This window comes from Arthrobacter sp. E44, assembly GCF_041877125.1.
Lineage (GTDB): Bacteria > Actinomycetota > Actinomycetes > Actinomycetales > Micrococcaceae > Arthrobacter.
Window position 1 is genome coordinate 181,291 of record NZ_JBHDJA010000004.1, and the last position, 14,799, is coordinate 196,089.

Consider the following 14,799-nt stretch of genomic DNA (forward strand, 5'->3'; position numbering starts at 1 on the left):
TCCCCGAGGTGCGGCTGGTCGGACCTGCAGGTGAACAGGTAGGAATCGTCCGTATTGAGGATGCCCTGCGCCTGGCTGCCGAATCCGACCTTGATCTCGTTGAAGTTGCACCTCAGGCGAAGCCTCCGGTGTGCAAGCTGATGGACTTCGGCAAGTACAAGTACGAGGCCGCGGTCAAGGCACGTGAGGCCCGGAAGAACCAGACGAACACCGTTCTGAAGGAAATCCGCTTCCGCCTGAAGATCGACACCCACGACTACGAGACCAAGCGCGGGCACGCCCTTCGCTTCCTCGGTGCCGGGGACAAGGTCAAGGCCATGATCCAGTTCCGCGGCCGTGAGCAGCAGCGTCCGGAGATGGGCATTCGCCTGCTCCAGCGCTTCGCAGACGACGTCGCCGAAGTTGGCGTGGTGGAGTCCAGCCCCCGTATCGACGGCCGCAACATGGTCATGGTGGTTGGCCCGCTGAAGAACAAGGCCGAGGCTAAGGCTGAAGCACGGCGGGCCACGCAGCGCGCCGAAGCCAAGGCACAGAACGAAGCCAAGGCTTCCGGACGCGTTGACACCTCCGGCGAGGACCAGGCCCCCATGACCCAGTCACTGGCGGACCTCCTGCCGGAAGGCTTCACTGTGTCCACCGAGCCCGAGGCTGCCGCTCCGGAGCAGGAAGCTCCTAAGGCTGCCGCTCCGAAGCAGGAAGCTCCCAAGGCTGCCGCTCCGAAGCAGGAAGCTCCTAAGGCTGCCGCTCCGAAGCAGGAAGCTCCCAAGGCTGCCGCTCCGAAGGCCGCGCCGAAGCAGGAAGCTCCCAAAGCGGCTGCGCCGAAGGCCGCTCCGGCGCCGAAGCCTGCAGCGGCTGCCAGCCCGGAAGCTGCTGCCCCGGCGGCGCCCAAGCCTGCTGCTGTGCCTGCTCCGCCGAAGCCGGTGGCCAGGCCTGCCGCGCCCAAGCCTGCTGCGCGCCCTGCCCCCAAGGCAGTGCCGAAGCCGGCCGGCAAGAAGACCAACTAGTTCACAGCTGCCGGGGGTACGCCCTCCGGCAGTCAGCAACCAGCATGCTGCCCGCAGGGGCGGCTGCGCGATAGAACTGCGGCCTCCGGGCCAGCAGAAACGTAAGGAGATCGGTTCCCATGCCGAAGATGAAGACCCACAGTGGTGCCAAGAAGCGCTTCAAGCTGACCGGCAGCGGCAAGCTGCGCCGCCAGCAGGCCAACCGCCGCCACTACCTGGAGCACAAGTCCTCCCGCCTGACCCGTCGCCTTGCCGGCGACAAGATCGTCTTCAAGGGCGATGCCAAGGTCATCCGGAAGATGCTCGGCATCTAGTTCCCAAGTTTTATTGACGGGCCGCCCCCTGGTGGCCGGTCACCTGCCAAACAGCCTTCTCAGGCCGCCGCCGGATTTCCGGCAACAGATGCTTGGGATCAGATTTTCGAAGGAGTACGCACGTGGCACGTGTGAAGAGGGCGGTTAACGCCCACAAGAAGCGCCGGGTTGTCCTTGAACGGGCAAAGGGTTACCGCGGACAGCGTTCGCGCCTGTACCGCAAGGCCAAAGAGCAGCTGCTGCACTCGTTTGTGTACAGCTACGGCGACCGCAAGAAGAAGAAGGGTGACTTCCGCCGCCTGTGGATCCAGCGCATCAACGCTGCTTCCCGCGCCAACGGCCTCACCTACAACCGCCTCATCCAGGGCCTGAAGGCCGCCGAGGTCGAGGTTGACCGCCGTATGCTGGCCGAGCTTGCCGTCTCCGACGCCAACGCCTTCGCCGCACTGGTCCAGGTGGCCAAGGACTCCCTGCCGGCAGACACCTCCGCCAAGAAGGTTGCCGCAGCCTAGCCAGTGCTGCCGCCCCTCCTTTGAGGGGCCCATTCAGGAACAGGTGGCAGCAGCTACTACAGTTCTTGTATGAACGAAACCGGGCGCCCGCAAGATCTTCCACTGTCCAACCCCCGAGCCGATCGGGTCAGGGACGTGGCAAAACTTGCAGGGCGCCCGGCCCGTTTAAAGCGCGGCCAGTTCCTGGCCGAAGGGCCGCAAGCCGTCCGGGAGGCACTCAAGCTCCACCAGCAGCGCCTTGCAGCAGGTGCTCCCGGCGTGGTCACGGAAGTTTTTGCCAGCGAAAGCTGCCTTGACCGTTATCCCGAGTTCGAAGAGCTCGCCCATGGCACCACGGCAAGGCTGGCAACCGACGACGTCCTGGCCGCCATGGCAGACACGGTCAATCCGCAGGGGATCGTCGCCGTCTGCCGCTTCGTTGATGTGTCCCTGGCGGATGTGCTGGATGCCGGCCCCCGCCTGATTGCCGTCCTGTGCCAGGTCAGGGACCCGGGCAACGCCGGAACTGTACTGCGCGCGGCGGACTCGGCCGGCGCAGACGCGGTGGTCTTCACCGCCTCCAGCGTGGATATCTACAACCCCAAAGCGGTCCGGTCCACCGCCGGCTCGTTGTTCCACCTTCCGGTCGTCCTGGCCGCGGACCCTGCGGAACTGGCTGCGGCATGCAAGGCCCGTGGCATCGGCGTCCTCGCCGCTGACGGATACGGACAGCTGGACCTGGACGTACTGCAGGACGAGAGCGCCCGGCGAAGGCTCACCGGAACTGGCCCCGGGTCCGCTTACGACCTCGCTGAACCGACTGCCTGGTTCTTCGGTAACGAAGCCCAAGGACTCTCCGACGAGGAGTTGGCGCTGGCGGACCACCGTGTAGCTGTCCCCGTGTACGGTGCCGCCGAAAGCCTCAACCTTGGGACCGCGGCTACGGTGTGCCTCTACGCCAGTGCCCGGTCCCAGCGCAGGGTTGAAGCTGCGGCGTACACCGGAGAGGTGGGGTAAGGCACTCGGCGGCAGGACGGCAAAAAGAAGGATCGGGGCATAAGAAAGGAACGACGGCGGCAATGCGGGGCACAAAGAAAGGCCCCGGAATTCCGGGGCCCGTCGGTTATTGATTGACAGAGCGATCAGGGTGCGCGGCTGGCTTTTCCGCGTCCGGTGACTGCTCCGTAGATGCCGGCGACAACCAGGCCACCGACGATAGCGAGAATCCAGGTGCCGAGGTCGAAGAAGGCAAGATCGCCCTTGTTGAACAGCAGGCTGCCAATCCAGCCGCCAACAATGGCCCCGACGACACCCAGGATGAGGCTGGTCACCCAGCCGCCGCCAACCCGTCCGGGCATCACGGCTTTAACGATGGCCCCAACAATCAGGCCCAAAATAATCCAAGCAAGAAAACCCATGTCTCCTCCTCATTATGACCGGGATTAATAGTCCCGATGAGGCTCAAGCTAACATAAGCCCCCCCTAAAGTCAGTAGCCCCGGGGGCGGCGTTGCAGCATCGTTAGGCCCCTTGGCGGCAGGCCATGCAGCGAAGGGCCTGCCCGTCGCAGCCTACGCAGCGAGCGGCCGTTTGCGTTCCATCAGGCCGCTGAAGAGGGCCACGCCGAAACCGAGGAGCGCCAGGACGGCGCCGACGAGTGCCGGGGCGGTGAAGCCCCAGCCGAGGGCAATGACCAGGCCGCCGAGGAACGCTCCCAAGGCATTGGCGACGTTCAGCGCGGCATGGTTCAGCGAGGATGCCAGTGACGGCGCGTCCGGCGAGGCGTCCAGCAGCCGGGTCTGGAGGGCGGGAATAAGCATGGAGCCGGAGGCGCCCACCACGAACACCATGACCATGGCGCTCCACGGCCAATGCGCGGCCACAGCGTAGACCACAAGGGCCACGGCAACGCCCGGGAGGACCCGGTACAGGGTGCCCATGACGGACTTGTCGGCCAGTCGGCCGCCCACGATGTTCCCGGCCACCATGCCCAGCCCGTACAGCGCCACCACCAGGGGGATCAGTGCGGACGGGATGCCGGCCACCGCGGTCATGGTGTGGGCGATGTAGGTATAGGTGGCGAAGAAGCCGCCGAAGCCCACGATGCCCACCAGGAGTGCCAGCCACACCTGCAGCCGCTTGAGGGCACCAAGTTCACGCCGGATGCTCGCGTCGGGGTGGGCGGCCTGGAAGGGCACGAACTTCCACACCATGGCCAACGCCAGCAGCCCGATTGCGCCCACCAGGACAAACAGCAGCCGCCATCCGAAGGTCTGGCCCAACCACGTGGCAAACGGTACTCCCACCACGTTGGAGACGCTGAGCCCGGCCATGACCATCGAGATGGCCCAGCCCCGCCGACTGGCCGGGACCAGGGAGGCGGCTATGACGGCAGCAACGCCAAAGAAGGCCCCGTGCGGGAGGCCGGCGGCAAAGCGGGACACGAGCATCGACCCGTAGTCCGGGGCGATGAAGGAACTCAGGTTGGCCACAATGAAGAACAGCAGGAGCCCCAGCGCCAGTTTCTTGCGGGGGAGCTTGGCACCGACGGCGGCCAGTAGGGGAGCGCCGACCACCACTCCCAGCGCATACGCGGAGATAAGGTGGCCGGCCTCGGGCGTGCTGATCCCCAGGCCCTGTTCCACTTCCTTCAGCAGGCCCATCATGGTGAACTCGGTGACGCCGATGCCCACGCCGCCCATGGCCAGCGCAAAGATGGCCATTCCGATATTGGGGGCCTTGGTGCGGGCTGCCGTGGACGGGGAAAGAACGCTGCTCATATGCCTGCTTTTCGAAGGTGGAACATGGAATGGACGGTGCCACGGCAATGGGGCAGTAAGATCCGGACAATGTGGCAAACCCCGCGCGGGCAGGAGCTATTCCTGTTGCGTCGACGGGCTGCCGGATGCTGTTCCGGACATTCCCATTGTGGCCCATAGAATGAGCCGGTGACTGGACTGATACAGGTAGTGGGCGGAGCCGTGGTGGACAACCTGGCCCGGCCGGCGGCACTGCTGGTGGCGCGGCGGAGCGCGCCGGAGCATCTGGCCGGGTTGTGGGAGTTTCCAGGCGGCAAGGTGGAGCCCGGCGAGGAACCCGAATCAGCGCTGGTGCGCGAACTGGCCGAGGAACTGGGCATCGATGTCCGCCTGGGGCCGGAGCTGCCCGCGGAAGAACCTCAGGGCTGGCCCCTCAATGAACGCGCCAGCATGCGGGTCTGGTTCGCCGAAGTGACCAGCGGCGAGGCCATGCCCCTTGAAGACCATGACGAACTGCGCTGGGTGGACCTGCGAAATCGGGAGGCCGTCCTTGGCCTGCCCTGGATCCCGGCGGATTATCCGATTGTCAGCGCCCTCCTGGACTCTGTGGCGTTGCCGGTAGAGGAGCCCCTCACCCAGGACTGACCGGACAGGACTGAGCCCCAAAGGCCGGCCCCGGGACTGAGCCCTGCGACTGACACGCAAAAAGTCAGAACAGGGAGTCCTGCACTCCGGACCGCGACACCGAAGGCACGGCAGTGGAGCCACCCGGAACGGCAGCGGGGATGCTGCCTGCCGGGTACTGCGCCTCTTCGACGCGTGGATCGTCCAAATCCGGCTTGTCCAGGTCGCGGTGGCTGAAGCCTGACGAATGCGAAAAGCCGTGGCGCGCCTTGAAGTACCGGACCCTGCCGGCGAGCCACGTCCGGTATTCCTTGGACGCGTAGGAGCCGGTGCCGTACAGCCGCCGGTAGCGGCCCGCCAGTTCGGGGTGGTTGGCCGCGATCCACTTCATGAACCACTCCTTGGTGCCTGGCTTCAGGTACAGGGCGCCCGCGGTGACTCCGGTGGCGCCCGCCGCCGCCAGCGAGCCGAACAGCGCATCGAGTGCCTCATCGCTGTCGGACAGCCACGGCAGAATGGGCATGGCCATCACACCGCACGGAAGTCCCGCTTCGCGGAGCCGGGACACCAGCCGGAGCCGGGCCCTGGGTCCGGGGGTTCCGGGCTCGATCGCCTCGGACAGTGCTTCGTTCGTCATGGCCAGGGAAATGCCGAGCCCTACCGGGACCTGCGCGGCGGCGCTCTTGAGCAGCGGGATGTCCCGCGCCAGGAGGGTTCCCTTGGTGAGGATGGACAGGGGAGTGCCGGACTCGGCAAGCGCCGTGATGATTCCCGGCATGAGCCGGTACCGGCCCTCGGCCCGCTGGTAGGGATCGGTGTTGGTGCCCAGCGCCACTTGCTGGCGCGTCCAGGAGGCCTTGTTCAGCTCCTTGCGCAGGACTTCCGCTGCGTTCACCTTGACCACCACCTGGCTGTCGAAGTCCATGCCGGCGTCGAAATCCAGGTACGTGTGGGTCTTGCGGGCAAAGCAGTAGACGCAGGCGTGGCTGCAGCCGCGATAGGGATTGACGGTCCATTCGAAGGGCATCTTGGACCCCGCCGGCACCCTGTTGAGCACCGATTTGGCAGTGACCTCGTGGAACGTGATGCCGGCGAACTCAGGCGTGGTGACGGAGCGGACCAGGCCCGCCAGCGGAAGCAGTGCCGGAGCGGCCGCGCCTGCGGGGTTGGGTGTGGGCACCAGTGCTTGCGCTTCCCATCTCATGCCTCCATTCGAAAACATGTTCGAATAGAAGTCAAGGCTGCAACGCGGGCCCTCCGCCTCACCCCTGCCCGAGGAGTGTCAGTGCTGCAGCTCCCACGTGACGGTCACGGCAGCCTCCACCCGGTTCTCACCGGGCTCAAGGGCCACGGACTCCGTGGCGGAGGCCCGCTGCAGACCGGCAAGCGGTACGGGCCCTGATACCGGCCGCTGGTCTGCCACGGACAACACCCGTCCCAAGGTGCCCGAGGCCAGGGCGGCGTACTGCCCGGCGATGCGGAGCGCGTCCGCCCACGCGGCGTCCCGGGCCTCGGCCCGGATGGCGGAGTCGTCGGACAGGACCAGCTGCAGGCTGTTGAGCCGGGCAGCGTCCCCCGCCGCGTGGACGGCTTCCGAAACCGTGCCCGATGCGCTGCCCATGTCGCGAAGCTTCACCAGAAGGCTGCCGGCTGCCACGTAGCCCACGAGTTTGTGTCCTTCCCCGTCCCGCCAGGCAAGGTCGGCCCGGACGCTCAGCCCTGCGGTGCGGAGCTCGGCGGGGGCAACGCCGCGGCCGCGGAGCACCGAACCCACTGCAGCGAGGGCCTCGCCGGCTGCCGCATACGCTTCCTGGACCGACCCGGCGCGGCACTCCACACCCACAGAAACCAGCACCAGGTCCGGGGCCGCCTCGGCGGACCCTGTTCCCGTCACGGTGACCGTTCCTGCTCCAACCTGTACGTGCGGGTCCGGACCCATCACGTCCGCCTTCCCGTAAGGGGGTAGCCGCCCGCGGCAAGCCCCGCCCGTCGTTCAAAGATGTTCGCCGTCCCCGGATTTCCGGTGCGCAGCACGGACCAGGCGGCAGCTGCCAGGTACAGCGGGATAAACGGCAGTCCCAGGCACCACGCGTACTGGCTGCAGTGCCGTTCCTCATGGCCCAGGAGCGTCGGATGGGAGACCAGCTCCTCGACTGTGCTGCGGCACAGGACCACGTTGCCCAGGGTGTAGGCGTGCGCGAAGGGCAACCGCCAGCGGTAACCCGCGGCAATAACCATGCCGCGGGGACCGCAGCTGATGCGTGTCCGGGCGGCAAGCGCGACGGCGAGCCCGGCCAGGGTGCTCCCGTTGAGGAGGTTCGCTGCCCACCTGAGCCGCTGGGCCGTCGTCGGGCCGTCAAAGGAGCCCGTGCGCTGCCGCGAAGTCATGAGGCCATGGTAGCCGGAGGGTTCAACTAGACTGGAGGGCAGTGGCCGCCGGTCCTGCCGGCGAGCCCTGACCTGGTCATTGAATGCCCCTGATGTACAGCATTCATCCATGACCTGCCAGCGACGGACGGCACCGGGCGGGAAACCGCGTGCGGCTGTCCCGCCCGCCGGCAGCCACGACTCGTAGCTAAGAACAGTAGATGACTGAAACTTTGCCGGGCGCCGCCATCCCGAACCCCACGGATGAGGCCGCCATCAACGCCGCTGTAGACCAGGCCATCACCGCCATCGCCGGTGCGGCCACCCTTGACGAGCTGAAGGCGGTGCGCCTTGCCCACAGTGGCGAGAAGTCTCCGCTCAGCCTTGCCAACCGTGAGATCGGCCGGCTGCCCAAGGACCAGAAGGCGCTCGCCGGAAAGCTGATGGGTGCCTCCCGCGGGAAGGTCAACAAGGCGCTCGCCGAGCGCGCGGAAGTGCTGGAAGCCGAAAATGACGCCCGGATCCTCGTGGAGGAGACCGTGGACGTCACCGCCGCTCCGCGCCGCCGCCGTGCCGGAGCCCGCCACCCGCTCTCCACGCTGCAGGACCGCGTGGCGGACATCTTCGTAGGCATGGGCTGGGAAATCGCCGAAGGCCCGGAGGTCGAATCCGAGTGGTTCAACTTCGACGCCCTGAACTTCAAGCCGGACCACCCCGCGCGCGAAATGCAGGACACGTTTTTCGTGGAGCCGCCCGAAGCCCACCTGCTGATGCGTACCCACACCTCCCCGGTGCAGGTACGCTCCATGCTGGAGCGCGAGGTGCCCATCTACGTGCTGTGCCCCGGCAAGGTGTTCCGTACCGATGAGCTGGACGCAACCCACACCCCGGTGTTCCACCAGTTCGAAGGCCTGGCCATCGACAAGAACCTCAGCATGGCGGACCTGCGCGGCACCCTGGAACACTTCGCCCGGCAGATGTTCGGCGACGAAGCCCAGATCCGGCTGCGCCCCAACTACTTCCCCTTCACCGAGCCTTCGGCCGAGCTGGACATCTTCCACCCGGGTGCCAAGGGCGGGCCGGCCTGGATCGAGTGGGGCGGCTGCGGCATGGTCAACCCCAACGTCCTGCGCGCCGCCGGCATCGACCCCGACGTCTATTCAGGTTTTGCCTTCGGCATGGGCATCGAGCGCACCCTCATGTTCCGCAACGAGGTGGGGGACATGCGCGACATGATCGAAGGCGATGTACGGTTCAGCGAGCACTTCGGGATGGAGATCTAACAGTGCGTATCCCACTTTCCTGGCTGCGTGAATTCGCGGCAGTACGGGCCGAAGCAACGGCCGAAGACGTCATGGCAGAGCTGGTCAAGGTCGGCTTCGAGGAGGAGGCGGTCCACCGCCCCACGGATACCCTGCAGGGTCCCATCGTGGTGGGCCAGGTCCTGAGCATTGTCAAGGAACCGCAGAGCAACGGCAAGACCATTAACTGGTGCCAGGTCCGTGTGGTCCCGGAGGGGCAGGAGCAGACGCTCACCGGCAAGGGCATTGACCCCTCCGGTGTGCAGGGCATCGTCTGCGGCGCCCACAACTTCGTTGAGGGCGACAAGGTAGTGGTCACCCTTCCGGGTGCCGTGCTGCCCGGCGACTTCCACATCGCGGCCCGCAAGACCTATGGGCACCTCTCGGCCGGGATGATCGCCTCCGTCCGCGAGTTGGGTATCGGCGAGGACCACGACGGCATCCTGGTGCTGTCCCGCATCGGACTGGACCCCGAAGTGGGCACCGACGCCATGGAGCTGCTGGGCCTCTACGACCAGGCCGCGGAAATCAACGTCACCCCGGACCGCGGCTACGCCTTCTCCATCCGCGGTGTGGCCCGTGAATATGCGCACGCCACCGGAACCTCCTTCACGGATCCCGCATCCAGGGTGCAGGCCCCGGCGGAGCTTTCCGGCGGCTACGGCATCAAGCTCAATGACGATGCCCCCATCTACGGCAAGCCCGGCTGCGACCGTTTCGTGGCACGCACCGTTCGTGGCGTGGACGCCACGAAGCCCACCCCGCAGTGGATGGTGTCCCGGCTCCGGCTGGCAGGCATCCGCTCCATCTCGTTGCCGGTGGACATTTCCAACTACGTGATGCTGGAACTGGGCCAGCCCACGCACTGCTACGACCTGGACAAGCTGTCCGGGGACATTGTGGTGCGCCGCGCCTCCACCGGCGAAAAGATCACCACGCTGGACGGCAAGGAGCGCACCCTTGACGCCGAGGACCTGCTCATCACCGACGACTCCGGTGCCATCGGCATCGCCGGCGTCATGGGCGGCGCGGCAACCGAGGTGGGGGACTCGACGTCCAACATCCTCGTAGAGTCCGCGCACTTCGACGAGGTCTCCATCGGGCGCTCACGCCGCCGTCACAAGCTGCCGTCCGAGGCATCCAAGCGCTTCGAACGCGGCGTGGACTGGCAGGTGGCCGGCATCGCGGCGCAGCGCGTGGTGGACCTCCTGGTGGAACTGGCCGGCGGCACGGCGGACGAAGCCGGCACCGACGTCGGAACTGCTCCGGAAACCATCACGATCGATCTGCCCGCAGGCTTCGCTGCCGCACGCATCGGCATCGACTTCACCGAGGAACAGATCGTCACGTCCCTTGAAGACCTGGGCGCCGTGGTGGTAAAGCACGACGGCGGCTGGACCGTTACGCCGCCCAGCTGGCGCAGCGACCTGGAGACCAAGGAAGACCTCACCGAGGAGATCGCCCGGCTGGTGGGTTACGACAAGATCCCCGCCACGCTTCCGGTTGCCCCTCCCGGCCGCGGCCTCACCAGGGTCCAGCAGCAGCGCCGGCGCCTGATCCAGGCCTTGGCGGATTTCGGCCTCACCGAGGTCCTGGCGTACCCGTTCGTGTCCAAGACCGCCAACGACACCTTTGGGGTGGCGGAGCAGGGCGCGGAGCGGACCGCCGTCAAGCTCGCCAACCCCATCAGCGAGGAGCACGGCTACCTGCGCACGTCCATCCTGCCCGGACTGATCGAGGTGGCCAAGCGGAACCATTCGCGCGGCTTCCGGGACCTGGCCCTCTTCGAATCGGGCCTGGTGTTCCTCCCCGGCGAACGCGTGGGCACAGCCTCCATCCCGCCGCTGGGAGTCAAGCCCTCCGATGAGGTGCTGGACGACCTGTTCGACGGCGTCCCGGACCAGCCGTTCCACGTGGCTGCTGTCCTCACCGGCCACGATTCCCCGGCCGCCGCGTCACACACACCCCGCGTATGGGACTGGGCCGATGCGCTGGACGTTGCCCGCCTTGCCGGCGACGTCCTCGGCGTGGACCTGGTGGTCAGCCAAGGCAGCCACCAGGCATTCCATCCCGGCCGCACCGCCAGGCTTGCACTGCGGACGGGTGAGACCGTGGGGTACGCCGGCGAACTGCACCCCAAGCTGCTGGCAGCCTCGGACATGCCCGCCCGTTCGGTTGCCGTTGAGATCAACGCCGACGCGCTGTTCGAGGCCGCACCCGACGTGATTGTGGCGCGCCACATCTCGACGTTCCCGGTGGCCACCCAGGACGTGGCGCTCGTGGTCCCGGCCGACGTGCCGGCGGACGCGGTTCTCGCCGCACTCCGCGAAGGTGCCGGTGAGCTGCTGGAAGACGTGGCGCTGTTCGACGTCTACGCAGGGAAGGGTATCGAGGAAGGCAAGAAATCGCTGGCCTTCGGGCTCCGTTTCCGGGCCGCCGATCGCACGCTGACCGCCGACGAAGCCTCGGCAGCCCGCGAAAGCGCAGTTGCACTTGCGGCCGAGCGCTTCGGAGCCGTCCAGCGCTAGCGGCACCCCCTCCAAAGCGGAAGTCCCCGCAACCCTGATGGGTTGCGGGGACTTTCCAATGTTCGGCCAGTGTGGCCCCTGACCATGTGTCAGGGCACCAGGAGGACCTTCCCGGTGGTCTTCCGGCCCTCGAGGTCGCGGTGCGCCTGCCCGGCCTGGCTCAAGGGGTAGCGGGCGCCGATCCGGACCTTCAGGCTGCCGTCCGCGGCGGCGGCAAAAATCTCGTCAGAGCGCCAGCGCCGCTCCGCTGCATCCCGCAGGTAGTGGCCCATGGTGGGGCGCGTCAGGAAAAGGGAACCCCCGGCGTTGAGGCGTTGCGGGTCAAAGGGCGGAACCGGGCCCGAGGCGGCACCGAACAGCACCAGCATTCCGCGGACCCGCAAAGACGCCAAGGAACCGTCGAAGGTGTCCTTGCCCACGCCGTCGTACACCACGTCCACGCCGGTCCCGCTGGTGATGTCCCTGACCCGCTCCGCAAATCCGTCGTAACGCAGCACGTGGTCCGCGCCGGCGTCGCGCGCCAACTGTTCCTTTTCGTCGGTGGAGACAGTGGTCAGGACTTCCGCCCCTCGTGCCTTCAGCATCTGGATCAGCAGCAGCCCTACGCCGCCGGCCCCCGCATGCAGCAGCACCTTGTGGCCCGGCTCCACCTTGAACGTCGAATTCATGAGGTAGTGGGCAGTGACGCCCTGCAGGGGCAGTGCTGCGGCAGTGAAGATGTCCAGTCCTTTGGGGACCGGAAGGGCTGCGTCCTCATCCACAAGTGCGTAGTCCGCATAGCACTCAATGCCTTCCGCTGTGGCCACCCGGTCACCCACGGCAAAGCCGGTAACACCTTCGCCCACCGCTTCGACCGTGCCGGCTGCCTCCGACCCGGGCGTAAAGGGGTAGGGCACTTTGTAGGTGCCGCTGCGCTTATAGGTATCGATGAAGTTGACGCCGGCCGCCCCGACCTTGAAGAGCAACTGTCCGGGACCTGGGACGGGCGGCTCCACTTCCATGTAGTCGAGGACTTCCGGTCCGCCTGCTTCCCGTGCGACGATTGCGTGCGTCATGGCTCTCCTTTCGCGGGGCCCGGCGTCTCCGGCCCCGGCTGCCGAAACCATCCTAGGGACAGGGAACGCCTGCCCGACAACTGCTGTCCTCATCACAGGAAAGCGTATGCATAATTATCGATACCAGTGCATAACTATTGCTGTATAGTCGGAGCATGACTATTTCTGTTGCGGTTTCGGGAGCCAGCGGCTATGCCGGGGGAGAGGTCCTGCGCCTCCTGGCCGGACATCCCGGGGTAACCATCGGCGCCATCACGGCCCACAGCAACGCAGGTTCCCGCCTGGGTGAGCTGCAGCCGCACCTGCATGGACTTGCCAGCCGCCTCCTTGAGGACACCACGGTGGAGAACCTCTCCGGCCATGATGTCGTCTTCCTTGCGCTGCCGCACGGGGCCTCTGCTGAGATCGCGGCCCGGCTGCCGAAGGGGACGGTGGTGATCGACGCCGGCGCAGACCATCGCCTCGAGGACCCGGCCGCCTGGGAAAAGTTCTACGGCTCCGCCCACGCCGGAACCTGGCCCTACGGGCTTCCCGAGCTGCCCGGCCAGCGCGAAGCCCTCAAGGGCGCCACCCGCATCGCCGTTCCCGGATGCTACCCAACCTCAGCCCTCCTGGCGCTGGCTCCCGGGTTCGCTGGCCACGTGCTGGAGCCCAACGACGTCGTCATTGTTTCCGCGTCCGGCACCTCGGGTGCGGGCAAGGCCGCCAAGGTCAACTTGATCGGTTCCGAGGTCATGGGCTCGATGAGCCCCTATGGAGTGGGCGGCGGACACCGGCACACCCCGGAAATCGAGCAGGGCCTGTCCAACGCGGCGGGGGAAAAGGTTACGGTCTCCTTCACGCCCACGCTGGCTCCGATGAGCCGCGGCATCCTCACCACCGCCACCGCAAAGGTCAAGGCCGGCACCACGGCGGCGCAACTGCGCCTGGCCTGGGCCGAGGCATATGAAGACGAGCCCTTCGTCCACCTGTTGCCGGAGGGCCAGTGGCCCACAACCAAGTCGGTCCAGGGCTCCAACCATGCAGCCATGCAGCTGGCCTTCGATGCCCACACGGGACGGGTCATTGTCACCTGCGTGATCGACAATCTCACCAAGGGCACGGCCGGCGGCGCCGTACAGTCCATGAACATCGCACTCGGCCTGCCTGAAACCGCCGGCCTCAACCTGCAGGGAGTAGCCCCGTGACCATCACCACACCCCAGGGATTCCGGGCAGCCGGCGTTACCGCCGGACTCAAGGCGTCGGGCAACCCGGACCTCGCCCTGGTCGTCAACGACGGACCCTCCAAGGCCGCCGCCGCCGTCTTCACCAGCAACCGCGTCGCAGCAGCGCCCGTGCACTGGTCCCGCCAGGTGGTCTCCGACGGCCGCGTGGACGCCGTCATCCTCAACTCCGGCGGAGCCAATGCCTGCACCGGACCCACCGGCTTCCAGAACACCCACAGCACAGCGGAAAAAGTAGCCGAGGTGCTGGGCATCTCCGCCACGGACGTCTTCGTCTGCTCCACCGGCCTGATCGGCGAGCAGCTGCCCATGGACAAGATCCTGCCGGGGGTGGAGGCTGCCGCCGCGGCCCTCAGCACTGATGGCGGACCGGATGCCGGCACCGCAATCATGACCACTGACAGCGTGCCCAAGTCGGCCCTCTTCATCGGCACCGACGCGGACGGCCAGGAATTCAGCATCGGGGGAATCGCCAAGGGCGCCGGCATGCTGGCCCCCGGCCTGGCCACCATGCTGGTGGTCCTCACTACCGATGCCATGGTGCAGCCGGAAATGCTCGACGTCGTCCTCCGCGACGCCACGCGCGTCACCTTCGACCGCGCCGACTCGGACGGCTGCATGTCCACCAACGACACGGTTGTCCTGCTTGCCTCCGGCGCTTCCGGAGCCGTCCCGTCCGCCGAGGACTTCGGTGCAGGGCTCACGCAGGTATGCGCGGAGCTGGCCCGCAAGCTGATCGCCGACGCGGAAGGAGCCAGCCACGACATCGCCATCCGCACATTCAACGCCGCCAGCGAAGCCGACGCCGAGACCGTCAGCCGCTCCGTGGCCCGCTCCAACCTGTTCAAGACCGCCATCTTCGGCAAGGACCCCAACTGGGGCCGCGTGCTCTCGGCTGTCGGCACCACGGACGCCGCCTTCGAGCCGGACAAGCTCAACGTCGCCATGAACGGGGTCCAGATCTGCCGCAACGGCAGCATCGGCGATGACCGTAGCCTGGTGGACCTGGAGCCCCGCGAGGTCCTGGTGGAGATTGACCTGCAGGCAGGCGATGCCGAGGCAACCATCTGGACCAACGACCTCACCCACGACTACGTCCACGAAAACAGCGCCTACTCCAGCTAGGAGCACC

General features: G+C 66.9%; 15 protein-coding genes. 9 read left to right on the forward strand and 6 right to left on the reverse strand.

Annotated elements, in window-relative coordinates:
• Positions 1-8: 8 nt before the first annotated feature.
• The 4 genes from infC to ACETK3_RS05945 all read left to right on the forward strand — a co-directional run bounded on the left by infC (position 9) and on the right by ACETK3_RS05945 (position 2,826).
• Positions 9-1,004: a translation initiation factor IF-3 gene (infC, locus tag ACETK3_RS05930; protein ID WP_373992653.1), complete on the forward strand. Its 996-nt coding sequence runs from the start codon at positions 9-11 to the stop codon at positions 1,002-1,004.
• 119 nt (positions 1,005-1,123) lie between these two features.
• Positions 1,124-1,318, forward strand: coding sequence for a 50S ribosomal protein L35 (gene rpmI, locus ACETK3_RS05935; RefSeq protein ID WP_009358635.1), 195 nt, complete (start codon positions 1,124-1,126; stop codon positions 1,316-1,318).
• Positions 1,319-1,440: 122 nt separating this feature from the next.
• Positions 1,441-1,830, forward strand: a complete 390-nt coding sequence (gene rplT / locus ACETK3_RS05940; RefSeq protein WP_018763610.1) for a 50S ribosomal protein L20 — start codon at positions 1,441-1,443, stop codon at positions 1,828-1,830.
• A gap of 69 nt (positions 1,831-1,899) precedes the next feature.
• Positions 1,900-2,826 carry an RNA methyltransferase gene (locus tag ACETK3_RS05945; protein WP_237430218.1) on the forward strand — a complete coding sequence of 309 codons (927 nt, stop codon included), beginning with the start codon at positions 1,900-1,902 and terminating at the stop codon, positions 2,824-2,826.
• 125 nt (positions 2,827-2,951) lie between these two features.
• Here the strand turns inward: ACETK3_RS05945 and ACETK3_RS05950 are convergent, their stop codons facing one another.
• Both ACETK3_RS05950 and ACETK3_RS05955 read right to left on the reverse strand, forming a co-directional pair.
• Positions 2,952-3,227, reverse strand: coding sequence for a GlsB/YeaQ/YmgE family stress response membrane protein (locus tag ACETK3_RS05950; protein ID WP_159632311.1), 276 nt, complete (start codon positions 3,225-3,227; stop codon positions 2,952-2,954).
• Positions 3,228-3,379: 152 nt separating this feature from the next.
• Complete coding sequence (locus tag ACETK3_RS05955; protein ID WP_373992654.1) at positions 3,380-4,588, reverse strand: MFS transporter; 1,209 nt, start codon at positions 4,586-4,588, stop codon at positions 3,380-3,382.
• Between the two features lie 168 nt (positions 4,589-4,756).
• Between ACETK3_RS05955 and ACETK3_RS05960 the strand changes: the two genes are divergently transcribed.
• Complete coding sequence (locus ACETK3_RS05960) at positions 4,757-5,212, forward strand: (deoxy)nucleoside triphosphate pyrophosphohydrolase (protein ID WP_373992655.1); 456 nt, start codon at positions 4,757-4,759, stop codon at positions 5,210-5,212.
• 64 nt (positions 5,213-5,276) lie between these two features.
• Here the strand turns inward: ACETK3_RS05960 and ACETK3_RS05965 are convergent, their stop codons facing one another.
• The 3 genes from ACETK3_RS05965 to ACETK3_RS05975 all read right to left on the reverse strand — a co-directional run bounded on the left by ACETK3_RS05965 (position 5,277) and on the right by ACETK3_RS05975 (position 7,579).
• Complete coding sequence (locus tag ACETK3_RS05965) at positions 5,277-6,395, reverse strand: Rv2578c family radical SAM protein (RefSeq protein WP_373992656.1); 1,119 nt, start codon at positions 6,393-6,395, stop codon at positions 5,277-5,279.
• Positions 6,396-6,473: 78 nt separating this feature from the next.
• Complete coding sequence (locus tag ACETK3_RS05970) at positions 6,474-7,085, reverse strand: SIMPL domain-containing protein (protein ID WP_373992657.1); 612 nt, start codon at positions 7,083-7,085, stop codon at positions 6,474-6,476.
• A 44-nt stretch (positions 7,086-7,129) separates the two neighbouring features.
• Positions 7,130-7,579 (reverse strand): hypothetical protein, encoded by a 450-nt coding sequence (locus tag ACETK3_RS05975; RefSeq protein WP_373992658.1) that lies wholly within the window; start codon positions 7,577-7,579, stop codon positions 7,130-7,132.
• A 200-nt stretch (positions 7,580-7,779) separates the two neighbouring features.
• Between ACETK3_RS05975 and pheS the strand changes: the two genes are divergently transcribed.
• Together pheS and pheT are read left to right on the forward strand one after the other, a co-directional pair.
• A complete protein-coding gene (gene pheS / locus ACETK3_RS05980) occupies positions 7,780-8,841 on the forward strand; it encodes a phenylalanine--tRNA ligase subunit alpha (RefSeq protein ID WP_236801956.1) in 1,062 nt (353 codons plus the stop codon).
• Positions 8,842-8,843: 2 nt separating this feature from the next.
• Positions 8,844-11,387, forward strand: a complete 2,544-nt coding sequence (gene pheT, locus ACETK3_RS05985; protein ID WP_373992659.1) for a phenylalanine--tRNA ligase subunit beta — start codon at positions 8,844-8,846, stop codon at positions 11,385-11,387.
• 89 nt (positions 11,388-11,476) lie between these two features.
• On the opposite strand, the gene ACETK3_RS05990 is transcribed toward pheT, so the two are convergent.
• Positions 11,477-12,442, reverse strand: a complete 966-nt coding sequence (locus tag ACETK3_RS05990) for a quinone oxidoreductase (RefSeq protein WP_236801958.1) — start codon at positions 12,440-12,442, stop codon at positions 11,477-11,479.
• A 155-nt stretch (positions 12,443-12,597) separates the two neighbouring features.
• On the opposite strand from ACETK3_RS05990, the gene argC reads away from it, so the two are divergent.
• Together argC and argJ are read left to right on the forward strand one after the other, a co-directional pair.
• The gene (argC, locus tag ACETK3_RS05995) at positions 12,598-13,629 is read left to right on the forward strand and encodes an N-acetyl-gamma-glutamyl-phosphate reductase (protein ID WP_237430221.1); all 1,032 of its coding nucleotides are present in this window, start codon (positions 12,598-12,600) and stop codon (positions 13,627-13,629) included.
• Complete coding sequence (gene argJ / locus ACETK3_RS06000) at positions 13,626-14,792, forward strand: bifunctional glutamate N-acetyltransferase/amino-acid acetyltransferase ArgJ (protein WP_373992660.1); 1,167 nt, start codon at positions 13,626-13,628, stop codon at positions 14,790-14,792. The genes argC and argJ overlap by 4 nt, the downstream gene beginning before the upstream one ends.
• Positions 14,793-14,799: the final 7 nt, after the last annotated feature.

Coding starts and splice junctions, on each gene's coding strand:
- rpmI (WP_009358635.1), top strand. CDS start 1,124: ATGCCGAAGATGAAGACCCACAGTGGTGCCAAGAAGCGCTTCAAGCTG.
- ACETK3_RS05945 (WP_237430218.1), top strand. CDS start 1,900: ATGAACGAAACCGGGCGCCCGCAAGATCTTCCACTGTCCAACCCCCGA.
- ACETK3_RS05950 (WP_159632311.1), bottom strand. CDS start 3,227: ATGGGTTTTCTTGCTTGGATTATTTTGGGCCTGATTGTTGGGGCCATC.
- ACETK3_RS05955 (WP_373992654.1), bottom strand. CDS start 4,588: ATGAGCAGCGTTCTTTCCCCGTCCACGGCAGCCCGCACCAAGGCCCCC.
- ACETK3_RS05965 (WP_373992656.1), bottom strand. CDS start 6,395: ATGAGATGGGAAGCGCAAGCACTGGTGCCCACACCCAACCCCGCAGGC.
- ACETK3_RS05975 (WP_373992658.1), bottom strand. CDS start 7,579: ATGACTTCGCGGCAGCGCACGGGCTCCTTTGACGGCCCGACGACGGCC.
- pheS (WP_236801956.1), top strand. CDS start 7,780: ATGACTGAAACTTTGCCGGGCGCCGCCATCCCGAACCCCACGGATGAG.
- ACETK3_RS05990 (WP_236801958.1), bottom strand. CDS start 12,442: ATGACGCACGCAATCGTCGCACGGGAAGCAGGCGGACCGGAAGTCCTC.
- argC (WP_237430221.1), top strand. CDS start 12,598: ATGACTATTTCTGTTGCGGTTTCGGGAGCCAGCGGCTATGCCGGGGGA.